17 protein-coding genes are annotated in these 17,137 nt (G+C 65.3%); 9 read left to right on the top strand and 8 right to left on the bottom strand.

Translation table 11 applies throughout. The annotated features are described in order from the left end of the window. Positions 1 to 8: 8 nt before the first annotated feature. On the top strand, positions 9 to 1,136 hold the full coding sequence (gene folP, locus ACNHGR_RS10100; RefSeq protein WP_475285824.1) for a dihydropteroate synthase: 1,128 nt from the start codon (positions 9 to 11) through the stop codon (positions 1,134 to 1,136). A gap of 309 nt (positions 1,137 to 1,445) precedes the next feature. On the opposite strand, the gene ACNHGR_RS10095 is transcribed toward folP, so the two are convergent. From ACNHGR_RS10095 to ACNHGR_RS10085, 3 genes are all read right to left on the bottom strand, one after another. Continuing rightward, a complete protein-coding gene (locus ACNHGR_RS10095) occupies positions 1,446 to 1,889 on the bottom strand; it encodes a GNAT family N-acetyltransferase (RefSeq protein WP_475285822.1) in 444 nt (147 codons plus the stop codon). A gap of 41 nt (positions 1,890 to 1,930) precedes the next feature. Further along, positions 1,931 to 2,572 carry a hypothetical protein gene (locus ACNHGR_RS10090; protein ID WP_184266937.1) on the bottom strand — a complete coding sequence of 214 codons (642 nt, stop codon included), beginning with the start codon at positions 2,570 to 2,572 and terminating at the stop codon, positions 1,931 to 1,933. 67 nt (positions 2,573 to 2,639) lie between these two features. After that, positions 2,640 to 4,082, bottom strand: a complete 1,443-nt coding sequence (locus tag ACNHGR_RS10085) for a sigma-54-dependent transcriptional regulator (protein ID WP_475285820.1) — start codon at positions 4,080 to 4,082, stop codon at positions 2,640 to 2,642. 152 nt (positions 4,083 to 4,234) lie between these two features. On the opposite strand from ACNHGR_RS10085, the gene ACNHGR_RS10080 reads away from it, so the two are divergent. From ACNHGR_RS10080 to ACNHGR_RS10065, 4 genes are all read left to right on the top strand, one after another. Next, positions 4,235 to 4,360, top strand: a complete 126-nt coding sequence (locus ACNHGR_RS10080; protein ID WP_184266933.1) for an aa3-type cytochrome c oxidase subunit IV — start codon at positions 4,235 to 4,237, stop codon at positions 4,358 to 4,360. 34 nt (positions 4,361 to 4,394) lie between these two features. Then, entirely contained in the window at positions 4,395 to 4,688 is a 294-nt protein-coding gene (locus ACNHGR_RS10075) for a hypothetical protein (protein ID WP_475285817.1), read from the top strand. After that, positions 4,685 to 5,335, top strand: a complete 651-nt coding sequence (locus ACNHGR_RS10070) for a Re/Si-specific NAD(P)(+) transhydrogenase subunit beta (RefSeq protein ID WP_475285816.1) — start codon at positions 4,685 to 4,687, stop codon at positions 5,333 to 5,335. Before ACNHGR_RS10075 ends, ACNHGR_RS10070 begins: the two co-directional genes overlap by 4 nt. 74 nt (positions 5,336 to 5,409) lie before the next feature. Next, positions 5,410 to 6,099, top strand: a complete 690-nt coding sequence (locus ACNHGR_RS10065; protein ID WP_184266927.1) for an amino acid racemase — start codon at positions 5,410 to 5,412, stop codon at positions 6,097 to 6,099. Positions 6,100 to 6,112: 13 nt separating this feature from the next. Here ACNHGR_RS10065 and ACNHGR_RS10060 read toward each other — a convergent pair whose 3' ends face one another. The 4 genes from ACNHGR_RS10060 to ACNHGR_RS10045 all read right to left on the bottom strand — a co-directional run bounded on the left by ACNHGR_RS10060 (position 6,113) and on the right by ACNHGR_RS10045 (position 11,323). Beyond that, positions 6,113 to 6,847, bottom strand: coding sequence for a FadR/GntR family transcriptional regulator (locus ACNHGR_RS10060; protein WP_475285813.1), 735 nt, complete (start codon positions 6,845 to 6,847; stop codon positions 6,113 to 6,115). A gap of 18 nt (positions 6,848 to 6,865) precedes the next feature. Continuing rightward, positions 6,866 to 7,789 (bottom strand): Gfo/Idh/MocA family protein, encoded by a 924-nt coding sequence (locus ACNHGR_RS10055; protein WP_475288387.1) that lies wholly within the window; start codon positions 7,787 to 7,789, stop codon positions 6,866 to 6,868. Beyond that, the gene (locus ACNHGR_RS10050; protein ID WP_475285811.1) at positions 7,786 to 9,363 is read right to left on the bottom strand and encodes an aldehyde dehydrogenase (NADP(+)); all 1,578 of its coding nucleotides are present in this window, start codon (positions 9,361 to 9,363) and stop codon (positions 7,786 to 7,788) included. The genes ACNHGR_RS10055 and ACNHGR_RS10050 overlap by 4 nt, the downstream gene beginning before the upstream one ends. 157 nt (positions 9,364 to 9,520) lie before the next feature. Beyond that, positions 9,521 to 11,323 (bottom strand): IlvD/Edd family dehydratase, encoded by a 1,803-nt coding sequence (locus tag ACNHGR_RS10045; RefSeq protein WP_475285809.1) that lies wholly within the window; start codon positions 11,321 to 11,323, stop codon positions 9,521 to 9,523. A 137-nt stretch (positions 11,324 to 11,460) separates the two neighbouring features. Between ACNHGR_RS10045 and ACNHGR_RS10040 the strand changes: the two genes are divergently transcribed. Both ACNHGR_RS10040 and ACNHGR_RS10035 read left to right on the top strand, forming a co-directional pair. After that, positions 11,461 to 12,366: a 2-dehydro-3-deoxygalactonokinase gene (locus ACNHGR_RS10040; protein WP_475285807.1), complete on the top strand. Its 906-nt coding sequence runs from the start codon at positions 11,461 to 11,463 to the stop codon at positions 12,364 to 12,366. Continuing rightward, entirely contained in the window at positions 12,363 to 12,995 is a 633-nt protein-coding gene (locus tag ACNHGR_RS10035; protein ID WP_475285805.1) for a 2-dehydro-3-deoxy-6-phosphogalactonate aldolase, read from the top strand. Before ACNHGR_RS10040 ends, ACNHGR_RS10035 begins: the two co-directional genes overlap by 4 nt. 4 nt (positions 12,996 to 12,999) lie before the next feature. Here the strand turns inward: ACNHGR_RS10035 and ACNHGR_RS10030 are convergent, their stop codons facing one another. Further along, positions 13,000 to 15,042 carry a hybrid sensor histidine kinase/response regulator gene (locus tag ACNHGR_RS10030; protein WP_475285803.1) on the bottom strand — a complete coding sequence of 681 codons (2,043 nt, stop codon included), beginning with the start codon at positions 15,040 to 15,042 and terminating at the stop codon, positions 13,000 to 13,002. A gap of 151 nt (positions 15,043 to 15,193) precedes the next feature. Between ACNHGR_RS10030 and ACNHGR_RS10025 the strand changes: the two genes are divergently transcribed. Beyond that, on the top strand, positions 15,194 to 16,225 hold the full coding sequence (locus ACNHGR_RS10025) for a COX15/CtaA family protein (protein WP_475285801.1): 1,032 nt from the start codon (positions 15,194 to 15,196) through the stop codon (positions 16,223 to 16,225). Beyond that, positions 16,222 to 17,010, top strand: coding sequence for a hypothetical protein (locus tag ACNHGR_RS10020; RefSeq protein WP_475285799.1), 789 nt, complete (start codon positions 16,222 to 16,224; stop codon positions 17,008 to 17,010). Before ACNHGR_RS10025 ends, ACNHGR_RS10020 begins: the two co-directional genes overlap by 4 nt. Positions 17,011 to 17,137 lie beyond the last annotated feature (127 nt).

Below are 17,137 nucleotides of genomic sequence, written 5' to 3'. Positions count from 1 at the left end.
ACGGAGTTATGAAATTGCTTCCCGAACTCCCCCCTCACGCCCGCCTGTACCTAAAGCCCATATGGTTCGTGCCGACCCCGATCGGCCAGCCCGATGGCAGCGTGGCGCGGATGGGTAACGGGCTGATCTGGTTCCAGGGCTATGAACTGAGCGCCTTCGACGGTGCGCACCGGATCGCGCGGGCGACGGTGCCGGTGGCGGAGTTCGAGGCGACCCTCGCCGCGCTGCCCGATCCGCTGGCGCAGCGCGCCCGGCAACTGGCGGCGAATATCTCGGCCCAACGCGCACCGCTCACTCTGGGCGACCGGACGATCCGCTTCGACGCGCCGCAGGTGATGGCGATCCTCAACATCACGCCCGACAGCTTTTCCGACGGGGGCAAGCATGTGGGCGATCCGCAGGCGGCCGCCGATGTGGGCTTCGCCATGGCGGCGGCGGGCGCGGCGCTGATCGACATTGGCGGGGAATCGACCCGGCCCAGGGCGGCAAAGGTCTGGGAAGGCGACGAGATCGCCCGCATCGCTCCGGTAATCGAGCGGCTGGCGGCGGCGGGCGTGCCGGTATCGGTCGACACCCGCAAGGCCGCCGTGATGGAGGCGGCGCTGGCCGCCGGCGCGAAAATCATCAACGATGTCAGCGCGCTGGCACATGATCCGCGCAGTCTGGAGGTGGTGGCGAAGGCCGGCTGCCCGGTCATCCTGATGCATGCGCCGTCGGCGGGCGACGATCCGCATGACAATCCCGGCGGCTATGGCGACGTCGTGGCCGACGTGTTCGACCATCTGGAAGCGCGGATCGCGGCGGCGCAAGCGGCGGGCATCGCGCGGGCGAACATCATGGTCGATCCGGGTGTTGGCTTTGGGAAAAGTCTGGCGGACAATCTGGCGCTGGTGAACGGCCTCGCCACCTTCCAGGCGCTCGGCGTACCCCTGCTGTTCGCGGGCAGCCGCAAGCGGTTGATCGGTGCCCTGTCGAACGAGGCGCCAGCGGCGGAGCGTCTGGGCGGATCGGTCGCGCTCGCCTTCCGCGCGGCGCAACTCGGCGCGCAGATGGTGCGGGTGCATGACGTCAGGGAAAGTGTGCAGGCCTTGCACCTGTGGCGCGGCCTCGCCGATGCGGGGCTGAGCGCGGTCTGAGGGTAAACATCATTAGCCCCTCCCTTTCAAGGGAGGGGGTAGGTGCGAGTGAAGCGAGCTTCCAATCTCTCCGTGTAGAGCGCCGCTGACGCGACGCTCCCCACCCCAACCCCTCCCCTGAAGGGGAGGGGCTTGCTGAGTGCTTCTACCCAAAGCTGTCCTATTCCCACCCGCGCTGCTACAATCCGCCTTGCTGCATCACCATGCCCGGCCAACGTAACAAAATGTCCAACTCTTGTTACGCGATGTCGAAACTTGCGGGAAATGTGCGAAGTTAAGCGCCACTTTTCCTATTCCCGCTCCGGCCGATCAGCCGATCCGTATGGCATAAAAGCGGCTGTCGACGGCCATTTTGGGGAAACTGCCGGGTAAAGCCTCGGGCATCACCAGCCCAAAGCCATTCTTCTCATAAAAGCGGTGCGCGGCCAGAAAGCGGTCGGTGGTGCCAAGCCAGATCTGCGCGACGCCCCGGTCCCGTGCCTCTGCCATCAGCCTGTCGAGCAAGGCTTGCGCCACCCCGGCGGCATGGCCGCGATGGCTGGCGGCGACGAACATCTTGCGCAGCGCCGCCTGGCCCGCGCCGATATCCCTGAGCGCGATCGTGCCGACCAGCCGGTCATCAGCACAGGCGACCCAGAAGTCCCCGCAGCCACTCTGATAGAAGGCCGGAATATCGGTCAGGTCCGGCTGATCCTGCGCGGTGATGGCAATGCCATATTCGTCGCGCTGGATCGACAGGATCAGGTCCAGCACCCCCTGCTGGTCGGCGGCGGCAAAGGGGCGGATCGTCAGGGTCAGTTGGCGGGCTTCGTCGTGGCCGGCGTGGCGCCATTGTCGGCCGGCGTCGAAGCAGCGGCCTCCGCTTGCGCCTTGGGAGCAAAGGTCCGCAGGCTGGCCAGCGTCTGCTCGGCGACGCCCTGATATTGTTCGCTCAGCATTTCGGGATAAACGAAGGTGGCGGTCACGATCGATCCATCGGGCTGCTTGAGCAGGCGCAGCGCGACATTATTGCCTTCGCCGTCATTGGCGGTGCCGCGATATTCATTCTCGCCGATGAAATCGCCATCGACCCCCTCCGCGCCGCTGCTGACCGCCTCGACGATCTGCTGGAGCGTCTGGTCATTGTCATTCTTCTGCCAGAAGACACGGACATCGGCGCCGGCGCCAGGGTCCTGATAGACGGCGCCATCTGCGCTGCTCGCGTCCTTGTCGATGGTCCAGCCTTCGGGGAAGGTGACGGAAAAGCCGCGCATCTGGTTCACATAATTGCGGTTCTCGACCTCGTCCGCCTGCGCATTGGCGATCGCATTGGCGGCGGCGGCATTGGCCGCGTTGGCCAGTTCCTCCTGGCTCGGCATGTCGGCGACCTTTTCGGTCCGGCCGCAACCAGCGAGCAGCACGAGGGGAATAAGGGCGACGAGTGCAGGATGTTTCATGGGCCGATCCAAAGCATAGCCGCGCGGATATTTCAACGCCGCAAGCAAGCCAACGGCGCTGACCGGTTCAAGCAGCGCTGTCGATGCCCAGTTCGGCCAGTTTGCGATAGAGGGTAGACCGCCCGATACCCAGCCGCCGGGCCACTTCCGTCATGCGGCCGCGATAATGGCCGATGGCGAGGCGGATGACGTCGGCCTCTATCTCTGCCAACTGGCGAACATGGCCGTCCCCTTCGAACAGGGTGATGCCCGCGCCGTCGCGATGGGGCTGGCTGGCGGCGCGCGGTCGCATCGGCAGCACGCTGGCCCCCGCCTGGATATGGGCGGCGATTTGCGGAAAATCCTGTGGCGTCAGCGCATCGCCCTCGCACAGCACGGCGGCGCGGAAGAGGGCGTTCTGCAACTGGCGGACATTGCCCGGCCAGCCATGCTGCATCAGCAATGCCAGCGCATCGTCGGTGACGCCCAGCCCGCGCAGCCCCGGCTGGGTGGCGATGCGGGCGAGCAGATGACGCGACAAAGCAGGGATATCGCCCATCCGCTCACGCAACGGCGGGACGGTCAACTGGACGACGTTGAGCCGATAATAGAGATCCTCGCGAAAACGCCCGGCCTCGACCTCTTCGATCAGCCGCTTGTTGGTCGCGGCGATGACGCGGACGTCGACATGGGACGGGCGACGTGCACCGATCGGCTGCACCTCGCCATCCTGCAATACGCGCAGCAGCTTGACCTGCGCGTCCAGCGGCATTTCGCTGACTTCGTCCAGGAAGATGGTGCCCATGTCGGCGCTGGCGAATTTGCCGACATGCCGGTCGAACGCGCCGGTGAAGGCGCCGCGTTCATGGCCGAACAGCTCCGATTCCACCAAATTGGCAGGAATGGCGCCGCAATTGACCGTAACCATCGCCTGCTTGTGGCGGGGTGAAGCGGCATGAATGGCACGGGCGATGACATCCTTGCCGACGCCGCTTTCGCCCTCGATCAGCACGGGGACGCGGGCGCGTGCCGCCTTGGCCGCGATGGCGAGCGCCGCGCGGAATTGCGGGGCGGAGCCGACGACATCCTCGAAGGAGAGGGGGGCGGTGATCTTTTCGGTGAGTGGGCGCAGTTCGCCGGCGGCCGCGCCGTCGGCCAGCGTCGCATTGAGTGCGGCGAGCAACCGTTCCGGCGCGATCGGCTTGGACAGATAATCGGTCGCACCGGCGCGCATCGCCTCCACGGCGACGGCGACATTATTATGCGCGGTCAGGATCAGGATCGGCAATGCCGGGCGCCGGCTGCGAATCTCGCGGATCAGGCCGGACGGTTCATAGTCCGGGCTCCACTGGTCCAGGATGACCGCATCCAGTTGCATCCCGTCCTGCGTGCCCAGCGTAGCGATGGCGGTTTCGCCGTCGGCTGCAAAGATGGTGCGCCATCCTGCCCGCGCGCCCAGCGCCGATACCAGCCGCCGCTGTGCCGGTTCGTCGTCGATCAGCATCAGCATCGGTACGCCGTCGCGCGTCATCAAACCCCTCATGTGCAAAGCCGGGGATGATGGTAAGCACAGGGAGTAAAAGCGAACTTAACCGCTTGGAATTTTCTTGAGGCCAGCGGGTTGAGGCCATGGCGCCCAGACGATAAGAGATGGCGACAATCATCGGGACAAGGGGACAGGATATGGCGTCGGAAGGCAATATGAAGGCCGCAAACCAGACTTACACGAGCTTCATCGGCTTCGTGAAGTGGGGCACGATCGTCTCCGTTGCCCTTGCTGCGCTGGTCGTGTTGCTGATTTCCAGCTGATCGCCATAGCATTTTCCTGCCGGGCGGCGCGGGCATGAACGGCTTCACTTTGCTGCCCCTGTTCCTGCTGGCCTGCGCGGGCGGCTTCATTGCCGCCCGGCCAAATGCCGATCCGGATCGCCCGCTCTGGCGCGGGGGTCTTGGTGCACTGCCGGCCATCATGCTGGTCGGCGCCGTCATCGCCGCCGCCGAATCCGGCAGCATCACCGCCCGCTATCTCGCCCTGTTCGCCGTTCTTGCCGCCAGCGTGGCGGCAATATTGCTTGTCGGTATTCCCGAACGACGCTGGCCACCGATTGAGGATGTGGATGACGAGGAGAGGGCATGAGCCTCTCGTTCGATCCGGCCTGGCTGGGCGCGCGCATCGATGGGGTCGATCCCTCGCCGCTGGTGGCGGGCATGTGGCTCGCATCCGCCGGACTGCTCTTCTGCGCGCTGTGGTGGCGTGCGCATCGCATGGGCAACCGGATTGCGCTGGCGGGCGGCATGCTGGCGGTGGGCGCGGCGCTCTATAGCCATGATGTCGTCAACCTGCCGGAGATAGCCAGCGCGCTGGTGATCGGCGGCAGTATCGGCCTGACGCTGGCGCGGCGCTGTGCCGCCGGCACGCTGCCCTGGTTGATTGTGGTTGCCTACGGTCTGTTGGGACTGGCGGGCATGGCGACAGGCACTGCGCTGTTTCTCAATCCCTTCGCTTTTGGACTGGTGGATGGGCAAGGCCATGTCACACCCGCACATGGCGCGTTGCTTGCTGCGGGCGTCGTGCTTGGTGGGCTGGTGGCGCTTGGCGCGCTGCTCATACTGGTCCGGCGAACGCAGGCTGGTCTGGCGCTGGTCGGCAGCGGGGTGGGCTGGGCGGCGACGGCGTTGGGGCTGGCGACGGGCAACAGCGCCATGGTGCTGGTCGGTGGCATGGCGGGCGCGGCGGGGTTGCGGCTGGGGTGGCACGCGCGGGTCACGGGACAGGCTGCGTAAAGAGCCTTGCCCAGCGGGTCGCGCTTCCCGTAACGCTGCTATCTGATCCTTTTCCTGCGCAGCGGAGACACGCATTGCATATACTCGGCCTGATCGGCGGCCTCAGCTGGACCTCTACCGCCCGCTATTATGAAATCATCAATCAGGCGGTGCACCGGGCGCTGGGTGGCCAGCATAGCGCGCCGCTGCTGATCGACAGCCTGGACTTCGCGTCGGTTGCCGGCTGTCAGACGGAGGCGGACTGGGATGCCGCCGCTGCCAAGCTGATCGCATCTGCCCGCCGGCTGGAACAGGCGGGCGCTGAAAGCCTGCTGATCTGTGCCAACTCCATGCACCGCGTCTATGACAAGGTGCAGGCGGAAGTCGGCATTCCGATCATCCACATCGCCGAAGTCGTGGGCGACCGGATGCAAGCCGACGGGATCGAAAAAGCCGCGCTGATCGGCACGCGCAATGTGATGACCGAGAAATTCTACCGCCAGCGCCTCGTCGCGCATGGCGTATCGCTGCTCCCGGCCGACATGGAACTGGCCGATCGAATCGATCGCATCGTCTATGACGAACTGACCGTCGGCAAGATCAGCAAACAGTCCGAACGCTATATGAAGTCGGAACTGACCGACATCGCCAAGGAAGATGTGCAGGCGGTGGTACTGGCCTGCACCGAACTGGAGTTGATCGTGGACGTGAAGGCCAATGTCCTGCCGATCTACGACTGCACCAGCATCCACGCCAGGGCGGGCGTGGAGTTCATATTGGGATAAACGCGGGGGCCGTTCAGCCCCCCGGCTCGTTGATCGCGATATCCATGTCGGCGAGCGCCAGTCGCAGCAATTCGACCATGGCGCTACGGGCGGCGGCGGTGTCGCAAGCGGCGATCGCCTGAAACACGGCGCGATGGTCGGGCAGGGGGTCGCGTGGCATCAGTTTCTTGCGATGCTTGAACTTGGTGGTCCAACTGACCGCCGCCCCCACAGAACTAGCCAGCGCCTCCAGCGCGTCATTATGGGTGGCAGCCAGGACGGCGTGATGGAAACGCTGGTCGGCGGCGCGGCCATCCGGCGTGGACAGGCCGAAACGGCCCATTTCCGCAAGCGCCGCCTCCATCGTCGCCAGTTGCGCTTCGGTGCGGCGTCGCGCGGCAAATTCGGCGGCCGCCGGTTCGATCACGCCGCGCAATTCGAACAGGTCGCGGATGAAGCCAGCATCGGGCTCGCCTGCGAACATCCATGCCAGCATTTCGGGATCGAGCACGTTCCAGCGCGCGCGGGGCAGGACGCGGGTGCCGGCCTTGGGGCGGCTTTCCAGCATGCCCTTGGCGATCAGGATACGCACGGCCTCGCGATAGGCGGTGCGTGACACGCCGAGCCGTTCCGACGCCTCGATCTCACCCTCGAACAGGTCGCCCGGCTTATGCTTGCCGGTCAATATGGCGGTGCCCAGGTCGCGGGCGATCGTCTGATGGATGCGCAGCACGCTTTCCTCCGATCCGATCTTGCGCCCGCTACCCAAAATGCCTGCTCCTATGCTTTAGTCCTCGAACGCAGCCGTAGGGCAATGCCGCCCGCAAAGGAAGGCATCGGCCACCAGCCGGAGCGGCGCGGTATCGGCGTCGATCGCCTTGTTCGATACCAGGCCGACAAAGCGCTGGTACATGGTCGGATATTCCTCGTCCGGCGCCTTCATCTGCACTTCGCCATCGAGGCGGAGCGTATTGCCGCCCTCCGACAGGAGCAGACTGCCCTTGTCGGTCTCGACCGCGATGTCCCAGGTCTGCGGACCCGTCTGGCGCCAGTCGAACACGGTGTCGATCGTGGCGCCCGACGCCGTCGCCATTGCGAGCGTCGCGCCAATCGGCGCCTGTTTGTTCGATGGGACTTCCAGCGAAGCCGACAGCACCGTGATCGGCTCGCCGACGATTTCGGTCAGGATCGACAGGGCGTTGATGCCCGGATCGAACACGCCGAAACCGCCCGCTTCCCAGATCCAGGGTTGCCCCGGATGCCAGTGGCGGACATCCTCGCGCCACTGGATGTCGATCCGCTCGACCTTGCGTTCGGCAATCCACGCCTTCGCCTGTGCCACGGCGGCGGCGTAGCGGCTGTGCCAGCTGGCATAGAGCGTCACGCCTTGCGCCTTGGCCAGCGTGGTCAGCGCCTCTACTTCGGACACGGTCGCGCCCGGCGGCTTTTCCAGAAACACATGCTTGCCTGCCAGCAATGCCTGCCGGGCCGCATGATAGCGGACCTGCGGCGGCTGGCAGAGGATGACGGCATCCAGATCAGGTTCGCCCGCCAGCATCGCGCTGAGGTCGGGGTAATTATTCACCCCTTCCCCCTGCGCGTTGCGGCTGGCGACGGCGACCAGTTCGATGCCGTCGATCTTTGCGATCGCGGGCAAGTGCTGGTCGCGCGCGATCTTGCCGAGGCCGACGAGACCTGCCCGGATCATCAGGCGGCCACTTCCAGCTTGCCTTCGTTTCGGCGCGTCAGGCCCCAGGGGTTCGCATCCTGCAACGCGGCGGGCAGCAGTGCATCAGGTACGTCCTGATAGCAGACGGGGCGCAGGAAGCGCATCATCGCCAGCGTACCGACCGAGGTCGAACGGCCATCTGCGGTCGACGGGAAGGGGCCGCCATGGACCATGGCATGCGTCACTTCGACGCCGGTGGGCCAGCCGTTAGTCAGGATGCGGCCGACCTTGCGCGACAGGGTGGGCAGCAGCTTCGCGGCGTCGCCTTCATCGCCTTCACCAATATGCAGCGTTGCGGTGAGCTGGCCTTCCAGACCGGCAATGGTCGCGATGACTTCCTCGATGCTGGAGCAACGGATCAGGACCGAGGACGAACCGAAGACTTCCTCCGCGATGACCGGGTTCGACTTGAAGGTCGCGCTGTCGGTGGCGAAGAAGGCGGCCTGGCCACGGTTGACGCCTTCCGGGTCGGTGCCACGGGCGACAGTGGTGACGCCATCGGCGTCGACCAGAGCGGCAACGCCCTGTTCATAGGCGGCGTGGATGCCCGGCGTCAGCATGACCTGCGGCGCGGCGCCGGACAGGGCGGTAGCGGCGGCGGCGACGAACGTGTCGAGGTCCGGGCCGTCCAACGCGATGACCAGACCGGGGTTGGTGCAGAACTGGCCCGAACCCATGGTCAGCGAACCGACGAAGGCGGTGCCCAGCGCTTCGGCCTTTGCCGCCAGCGCGCCGGGCAGCAGGACGACCGGATTGATCGACGACATTTCGGCATAGACCGGGATTGGCTCTGCGCGTTCGGCTGCGATCTTCATCAGCGCCGTGCCGCCACCGCGCGAACCGGTGAAGCCGACGGCCTTGATACGATGGTCGGCGACCAGCGAGGTGCCCAGGGCGCGGTTGGCGCCCGGCAGGTAGGAGAAGACACCTTCATGCAGGCCACAGCTCTTGACCGCCGCCTGGATGGCGCGGGCGACCAGTTCGCCGGTGCCGGGGTGCGCGCTGTGTCCCTTGACGACGACGGGCGAACCGGCGGCGAAGGCCGATGCGGTGTCACCGCCCGCGACCGAGAAGGCGAGCGGGAAGTTGGACGCGCCGAACACGGCGACCGGGCCGACCGAATGGTTGACGCGGCGCAGGTCAGCGCGCGGCAGCGGTGCGCGGTCCGGCAGAGCCTTATCGATGGTGGCGTCCAGCCAGTCGCCGAGGCGCACATAGCTGGCGAACAGGCGCAGCTGACCCACGGTGCGGCCACGCTCGCCTTCCAAACGGGCGCGCGGCAGGCCGGTTTCGGCCATGGCGGTTTCGATCAACAGGTCGCCGATCGCGACGATATTGTCGGCCACGGTTTCCATGAAGGTCGCGCGAGCGTCGGGCGACAGGGTCGAGAAGCTCTCGAACGCGGCGTCGGCCAGCGCGGCGGCCTCGTCGACTTCAGCGGGCATGGCGCTGGAGAAGGCGACATCGCCCTTTGCGCCGGTCGCCGGATTGATCGCGTAGAAAGGCTCGCCGCCGTTGCGCTCGCTCGCGCCGATGAGGATGGCTCCGTTGAACATGGTCGTCTCCTGAAGGGGGTCGGAATGACTGGTCGATCATGCCGCTTGCGGCATGGGTGATCTGGTGATTGGCAGAATGGGGGCGGCGCAGATGGCGAGCCGCCCCCATGCTTTCAAGGATCAGGGCTTCGAATCGAGGCCGGAATCAGTGCCGGGATCAATGGTTGTCGCGAGGCAGGCCCATGGTTTGAGCGATGCGCTGATATTTCTCCGCGCCTTCCAGGATGGCACCGGTGTTCATCTGACCGACGACCGAGCGCTGGATTTCCTGCCACGGCGTTTGCGATGCGGGATATTTGAACCCACCCTCGGCTACCAGCTTCGCGCGGCGCGCTTCCAGTTCCTCATCGGAAATCAGCACGTTCACGACGCCCTTCTTCAGGTCCATGCGCACCCGGTCGCCGGTTTCCAGCAGGGCAAGGCCGCCCATCGCGGCCGCTTCGGGCGAAGCGTTCAGGATCGACGGGCTGCCCGACGTACCGGACTGGCGACCGTCGCCGATGCAGGGCAGGGCGGACACGCCTTCGGTGATCAGATAAGCGGGCGGACGCATGTTCACGACTTCGGCCGCGCCCGGATAGCCGATCGGGCCGGCGCCGCGCATGAACATCAGTGTGTCGGCGGTGATGCCGACCGACGGATCGTCGATGCGGTGGTGATAATCTTCCGGGCCATCGAACACGACTGCCGGGCCTTCAAAGGCTTCGGGATCGTCGGGGTTCGACAGATAGCGCATGCGGAACTCGTCGCTGATGACGCTGGTCTTCATCACGGCGGCATCGAACAGATTGCCCGACAGGACGAGGAAGCCGGCCTCTTCCTTCAGCGGCTGGTTGAACGGACGGATGACCTTCTCATCCTCGATCTCCACGCCCTTGCAATTCTCGCCCATGGTCTTGCCATTGACGGTCATCGCGCCTTCGCGGATCAGGCCTTGGTCGATCAGCTGGCTGATGACGGCGGGCAGGCCGCCGGCGCGGTAATAATCCTCGCCCAGATATTCGCCGGCTGGCTGCATGTTGACCAGCAGCGGCACCTTGTGGCCGACCGTCTCCCAATCCTTGAGCGGTAGCTCGACGCCCATGTGGCGGGCGATGGCGGCCAGATGGATCGGCGCATTGGTCGACCCGCCGATCGCCGAGTTGGCGACGATGGCGTTGTGGAAGGCGTCGAGCGTCATGATGTCGGAGGGCTTGAGATCCTCATGCACCATTTCGACGATGCGCTTGCCGGTGCGATAGGCGGCTTCCTGACGATCGCGATAAGGGGCGGGGATCGCCGCGCTGCCGGGCAGCATCATGCCCAGCGCTTCGGCCAGCGCGTTCATGGTACTGGCGGTACCCATGGTGTTGCAGAAGCCGGTCGAAGGCGCGGACGAGGCGACCAGCTTGATGAAGCCTTCATCGTCGATCTTGCCGGCGGCCAGCAGCTGGCGACCATGCCACACGATCGTGCCCGAACCGGTGCGCTCGCCCTTGTGCCAGCCATTGAGCATCGGGCCGACTGACAGGGCGATGGCGGGGATGTTGACGGTGGCGGCGGCCATCAGCAGCGCCGGGGTGGTCTTGTCGCAACCGCTGGTCAGGATCACGCCGTCGAGCGGATAGCCATACATGGCTTCGACCAGACCCAGATAGGCGAGGTTGCGGTCAAGGCCGGCGGTCGGGCGCTTGCCGGTTTCCTGAATCGGATGGACCGGGAATTCGAGTGCGATGCCGCCCATTTCGCGAATGCCCTCGCGCATGCGCTCGGCCAGCACAAGGTGATGGCGGTTGCAGGGCGACAGGTCGCTGCCGGTCTGGGCGATGCCGATGATCGGCTTGCCGCTGCGCAGTTCTTCGAGGCTCAGGCCAAAGTTCAGGTACCGCTCCAGATAGAGCGAGGTCATGTCGATATTGTCTGGGTTGTCGAACCAGGCGCGGCTGCGCAGCTTCGGGGCGGGCTTGGACGAATCGCTCATTGGGCATCCTGACGCAAAAATAGGGCATGGCGCGTTGACGCGCTCGCTGCCCTGATATACTCAGACAAATAAGATTTCAAGCACCCGAAGCGGGGAAATGTGAGCGCTACCATAAATAAAATGCGGGGAGGGCGGCGATGACGACTTTCTCCGTGATCGGCGACTGGGGGACCAGTCGGCTGCGGCTGTTCCGGGTCGAGCAGGGGGTCATTACCGGGCGTCGTGACGGGCCGGGTATTGGCGCAGTGGGCCGCTCTGCAGAAGCTGCCTTTGCCGATACGTTGGCGCCCTGGCTGTCCGAGGGCATGTCGGAGTCGATCACGCTGTGCGGCATGGTCGGCGCGCGCGATGGCTGGGTTGAGGCACCCTATGCCGATTGCCCGGCGGATGTCGCGACATGGCGGCAGGCGGCGGTGCGGTTCGACTGGCGCGGTACGCCGCTGGCGATCATGGCGGGTCTTGCCTGCGAGGATGCGGAGGGCATCCCGGATGTGATGCGGGGCGAGGAGACGCAGATTTTCGGTGCGCTGGCCCGCGATCCGGCGCTGGCGACGGGGCGGCACCTGATCGTGCTGCCGGGTACGCACAATAAATGGTCGCTGGTCGAGGATGGTCGGATCAGCGCTTTCCGCACTGTGCCGACCGGCGAATTGTTCGCGCTGCTGCGCGACCAGTCGACGCTGGGGCCGAAGGTCGATGGGACCGATCCGACCGAAGAAGCTGCCGGTTTTGCCGAAGGGCTGGCGCGTGCGGGTGACGCGAAGCTGTTGCAGTCGTTGTTCGCGGCGCGCTCCATGCGGTTGCGCGCCGGACGGCCGACCGACTGGGCGCTGGGTTATTTGTCCGGGCTGCTGATCGGTTGCGAAATCGCGGAGATTACCACGACGCTCAGCGGGGCGGATGGCGTTGTGCTGATCGGCGACAAGAGACTTTCGGCCCGCTATGCGCAGGCGTTGGATGGGCGAGGGATCGCGTCCCGTGCGCTGGAAGGTGATGCCTGCGCGCTCGCGGGTCTTGGTTTTATGGGAGAAGTGACGGCATGACCCTCGACGAATTGCTGGCCGATGGTGCGCCACCGGTCTGCGCGATCCTGCGCGGCATCACGCCGGACGAAGTGGTCGACGTCAGCGCCGCGCTGGTCGAGGCGGGCGTCCGCATCCTGGAAGTGCCGTTCAATTCGCCCGAACCACTGAAGAGCATTGCCGCAATGCAGGCGGCGTTCGGTGACCGTGCGCTAATTGGCGGGGGCACGATATTGAGCGTTGAGGCGGTAGAGGATCTGCATGGCGCGGGCGGACGCATCATGGTGACGCCCAACACCAATCCGGCGGTGATTGCGCGTGGCGCCGAACTGGGGCTGGACCTCTTGCCCGGTTTCATGACTCCCAGCGAAGCCTTTGCCGCGATCGCGGCGGGTGCGAAGCGGATCAAGCTTTTCCCGGCGGCGCGGCTGGGCGCAGCCTATGTGAAAGCCGTCAAGGATGTGCTGCCCCGACATGTCGGCGTCTGGGCCGTTGGGGGCACCGGCGCGGACACGATCGGCGAATGGCTGGCTGGCGGCTGTGAAGGTATCGGCGTGGGCGGGGCCCTTTACAAGCCGGGCGATGACGCGGCGACCGTGGGCCAGCGCGGGCGCGATCTGGTTGCGGCCTGGAAGTCGGTGGTCGCCTGAACCCTCAGGCTACCCCTTCTGTTCGTTCCTCCGCTCTGTCCAGTACCTCGCGGATCTTGGTCGCCAGATCGGCATAGCTGAAGGGCTTGGTCAGCAGGTCGATCCCTGCATCCAGCCGGCCATGATGGACGATGGCGTCGCGAGCATAGCCGGTAGTGAACAATATCTTGAGGTCCGGCTGGCGCACCCGGGCAGCGCGACCCAGATCGGCGCCGGTCATGCCGCCGGGAAGGACCACGTCGGTGAAGAGCAGGTCCACCGGGCCGTCCGCCGCCTCCAGCGCGGCGAGGGCAGCCGGGCCGTCGCTGGCAGCGATGACGTCATAGCCAAGGTCGCGCAGCACTTCGAGCGAATAGGCACGAACATTGTCGTCATCCTCGCACAGCAGGATCGTCTCGGCGCCGCCTTTCGGTGCCGTTGCTGGAATATCCTGGGCATCGTTGGCGGCGACGCTGCCATGATAGCGCGGAAGGTAAAGGCGGACGCTGGTGCCCTGGCCGGGTTGCGACTGGACGCGCATATGGCCGCCCGATTGCTTGATGAAGCCATAGACCATCGACAGGCCAAGGCCGGTGCCGCGCCCGACTTCCTTGGTGGTGAAGAAGGGTTCGATCGCCTGCGCCAAGGTGTCCGGGTCCATCCCCTCGCCCGTATCCGATACGTCGATCCGCACATAGGCGCCGGGGGTCAGGTCACCATTCTGCCTGGCCTGATCGGCGTCGATCGGGCAATTGGCGACTTCGATGGTCAACTGGCCACCGTCGGGCATGGCGTCCCGTGCATTGACGGCGAGGTTTAGCAGCGCATTTTCCATCTGGTTGACGTCGATTTCGATCGGCCAGATGTGGGGCGTATCGACTGTCTTCACCCGGATGGTTTCGCCCAATGTCCGATGCAGCAGGTCGGACATGCCGGCGACCAGTCGATTGGGATCGGTGGGGCGCGGGTCGAGCGGCTGGCGACGGGAGAAAGCGAGCAGCCGCTGTGTCAGTATGGCTGCCCGGTTGGCGCCGGCGGCAGCGCGCCCGACCATGCGTTGCAACCGGCTGTCGTCGGCGGGCAGGGCGCGTTGCAGCAGGTCGAGATTGCCGGTGACGATTTGCAGCAGATTGTTGAAGTCATGGGCCACGCCACCGGTCAACTGGCCTAGCGTTTCCATCTTCTGCGCCTGGCGAAGCGCCGCTTCGGCATCGGCAAGGGCGCGGGCGTCGGCGCGATGGTCGGTTACGTCGCGGGCAACGCAATAGATGAGGTCGCCTTCCGGTACGGCCGTCCAGCTGAACGTGCGGTAGTTGCCGTCGCGGGTTCGGAACCGGTTGTCATAGCGCAGCACCGGTTCGCCATGGGCAAGGTCGTCGATGCGATCGCGCGTCGGCCGGATATCGTCGGGATGCTCCATCCATTCCGACGTCCGCCCGATCAGTTCCGCTTCGGTCCAACCCAATATGTCCGTCCAGGCCGGACTGACCGCGAGCCAGACGCCACTGGTGTCGGCGATCAGGAATGGGTCGCGTGCCAAGGCCCAGAGCCGGTTGCGATCGGCCGCCATCGCCTGTTCCGCCAAGACTCTGGCGGTGGTTTCGCTGACGATGCACAATATGCCGCCGATCGACCCGTCCGCTTCGAATACGGGTGAATAGCTGATGTCGAAGAAGACCTGTTCGCCGCGTCCGCCATCCCGCTCGATATAGAAGGGGCGATCCTTGGCGTGGAACGTCTCGCCCGTTTCCCGGACCGATCGCAGCAACTGGCCAAGATCGTCCCACAGCTCTGCCCAGCCTTCCGACGCTGGCCGGCCCAATACGCGCGGATGCTTGTCACCGATCGTGGGGACGTAGGTTTCATTATAGAGGGCGCAATAATCCGGACCCCAGAACAGCACGATCTCCGCTTTGGAAGACAGCATCAGGCGTACGGTCGACACCAGTGTAGGCGACCAGCCATCGACCGGGCCAAGCGGCGATGTGTCGTCCAGCGCAGCGGTGAGAGCCCCGACTGGCCCCTGTGCAGCGATCATCGCGGCTGTGCCTGTCGGTGCGGCGGTCATGGACAATCCCTGCATTAAACCAAGTTAGTCTTGATACGCCCGTCGGGCCATTTGTTTCCCCCTTCACTGCCAGCCCCTGGGGTAATTTGTCCATGCCCCAGTTGCATTGGGACGGCTTGAAAAGGGGGCGGCATGGGCGCATGGACCGGCCATGACAGCGTCTGTTTCGTTTCGCGTTCCGCGCCCCGCCGCCATCGCCCGCTGGTTGCTCGCCGTGGCATTTCTTGTCTTCTGCATGGTGGTGGTGGGGGGCATTACCCGCCTGACCGAATCCGGCCTGTCGATCACCCAATGGAAGCCGATCACCGGCGCCATTCCGCCGCTGACGCATGCGCAGTGGATGGAGGCATTTCGCCTCTATCAGCAGATTCCGGAATATCAGCAACTGCGTCAGGGCATGACCCTGTCGGATTTCCAGTTCATCTTCTTCTGGGAATGGCTGCACCGGCTGCTCGGGCGGCTGATTGGTGTCGCCTTCGCGCTGCCGCTGGTCTGGTTCGCGGTGCGGCGCGCCATTCCGGTGGGCTATGGTCCCCGGCTGGTCGCTCTGCTTGCGCTGGGCGGATTGCAGGGGGCGATCGGCTGGTGGATGGTCAAGTCCGGCCTGTCGGTACGGACCGATGTCAGCCATTATCGGCTTGCCGTGCATCTGCTGACGGCGCTGTTTATCATGGGGGGGCTGATTTGGACCGCGCTCGACCTGCGCGCACTGGCCCGATCCGGGGGGGCACGGCCGGCGACACTGACGCCCTTTGCGTTGGGGGTATTGCTGCTGTTGCTGGTGCAGTTGATGCTGGGGGCGTTCACCGCAGGATTGGACGCGGGCTATGTATCCAACACCTGGCCGCTGATGAACGATCATATCGTGCCCGAGGGGATCAGTTGGATGGGATCGCTGTGGGCGACCGTGTCGAGTGATCCTTATCTCGTCCATTTCCTGCATCGCTGGTGGGCGTGGGTCGTGGCCGTGGCTCTGGTCCTGCTGGCACGGCGGGCGAAGCGGGCAGGGCAGCTTGGCGCTTCGATCGCCATCAATGCTGCACTGGGGACGCAGATATTGCTCGGCATCGCCACTGTCATCAGCGGTATTGCTCTGCCACTGGCGGTGTTGCATCAGGCGGTCGGTGCATTGGTCGTGGCCGCCGCCGCCTGGGGCGCGCATGCCGTGGGGTTTCGCCGTTGAGGGCTTTGCTGGCCATCGTTGCGGTCGGGCTGGTGCAGCCGGCGGTTGCACAGACCATCGCCATTCCCTTTGCGCCGCCGACTGACCGGGCGCTCAGCTACAGCATCGAGCAGCATCGGCCGGTCGAAGGCGTCACGCGCGTCTTCAGCGCCACTCGTGACCTGCGCTTTGCGCCCGCCGCTGATGGCTACACGCTGGATGTGACGTTACGGGCCATCGACAGCGATGCGCCAGCGGCGGGAGCCGAGCCCTATCGCGCGGCCTTGACCCCGCTGATCGGCGTGACTGTGCGGTTCCGGCTGGACGGAAAGGGGCGGATCGTTGCCGCGGACGATCTGGATACGGTCTGGGGCAAGGTGCAGGCTGGCATCGATGCCATGCTGGACAAATTCCCGCTCGAAACCCCAAGGCACAAGGCCGCCGCCAACGTCCAGGCGCTGTTCGCCAGCCTGTCGACCGAAGGGAGGCTGGCCTTGCTGGCGGGGGAGGTGCAGCCGCTCTTCCTTTTCGCGGGCAGCGATGTGGCGGGTGGCGAAGGGCGTGGGCTGCGCACCATGGCAGGATCGCCGCTGGGACGTCCGGTGCCGGTGGAAGGCACGCTACGGGTGGCTGGACAGACTGCAAGCGCGCTGGATCTGGAGGAGAAACTGAACGGCGAGGCGATACAGGTTGGCATAACCTACCATCTGTCGCGCCTGACCGGGCTGGTTGAAAAGCAGCAGCGCAGCCTTGCGGTGGGGACGCTGGGCCTGACCGAAAGCCGTACGCTGACCCCAGCTAATTAGGTTACGGTATTATTTTACCCGTCAGCAAAGCGGCCGAATCTCTTGACTTGGCGCCCCTCACCCGTCATTAGCGCCCCACTTCCGGGTGTCGGCAACGGCGCCCGGTTTCATTTTTCATTCTGGAGTA

Source organism: Sphingobium sp. RS1, from assembly GCF_056156825.1.
The sequence above is the reverse complement of the archived record's forward strand: the minus strand, read 5'-3'. Positions and strand labels throughout refer to the sequence as shown.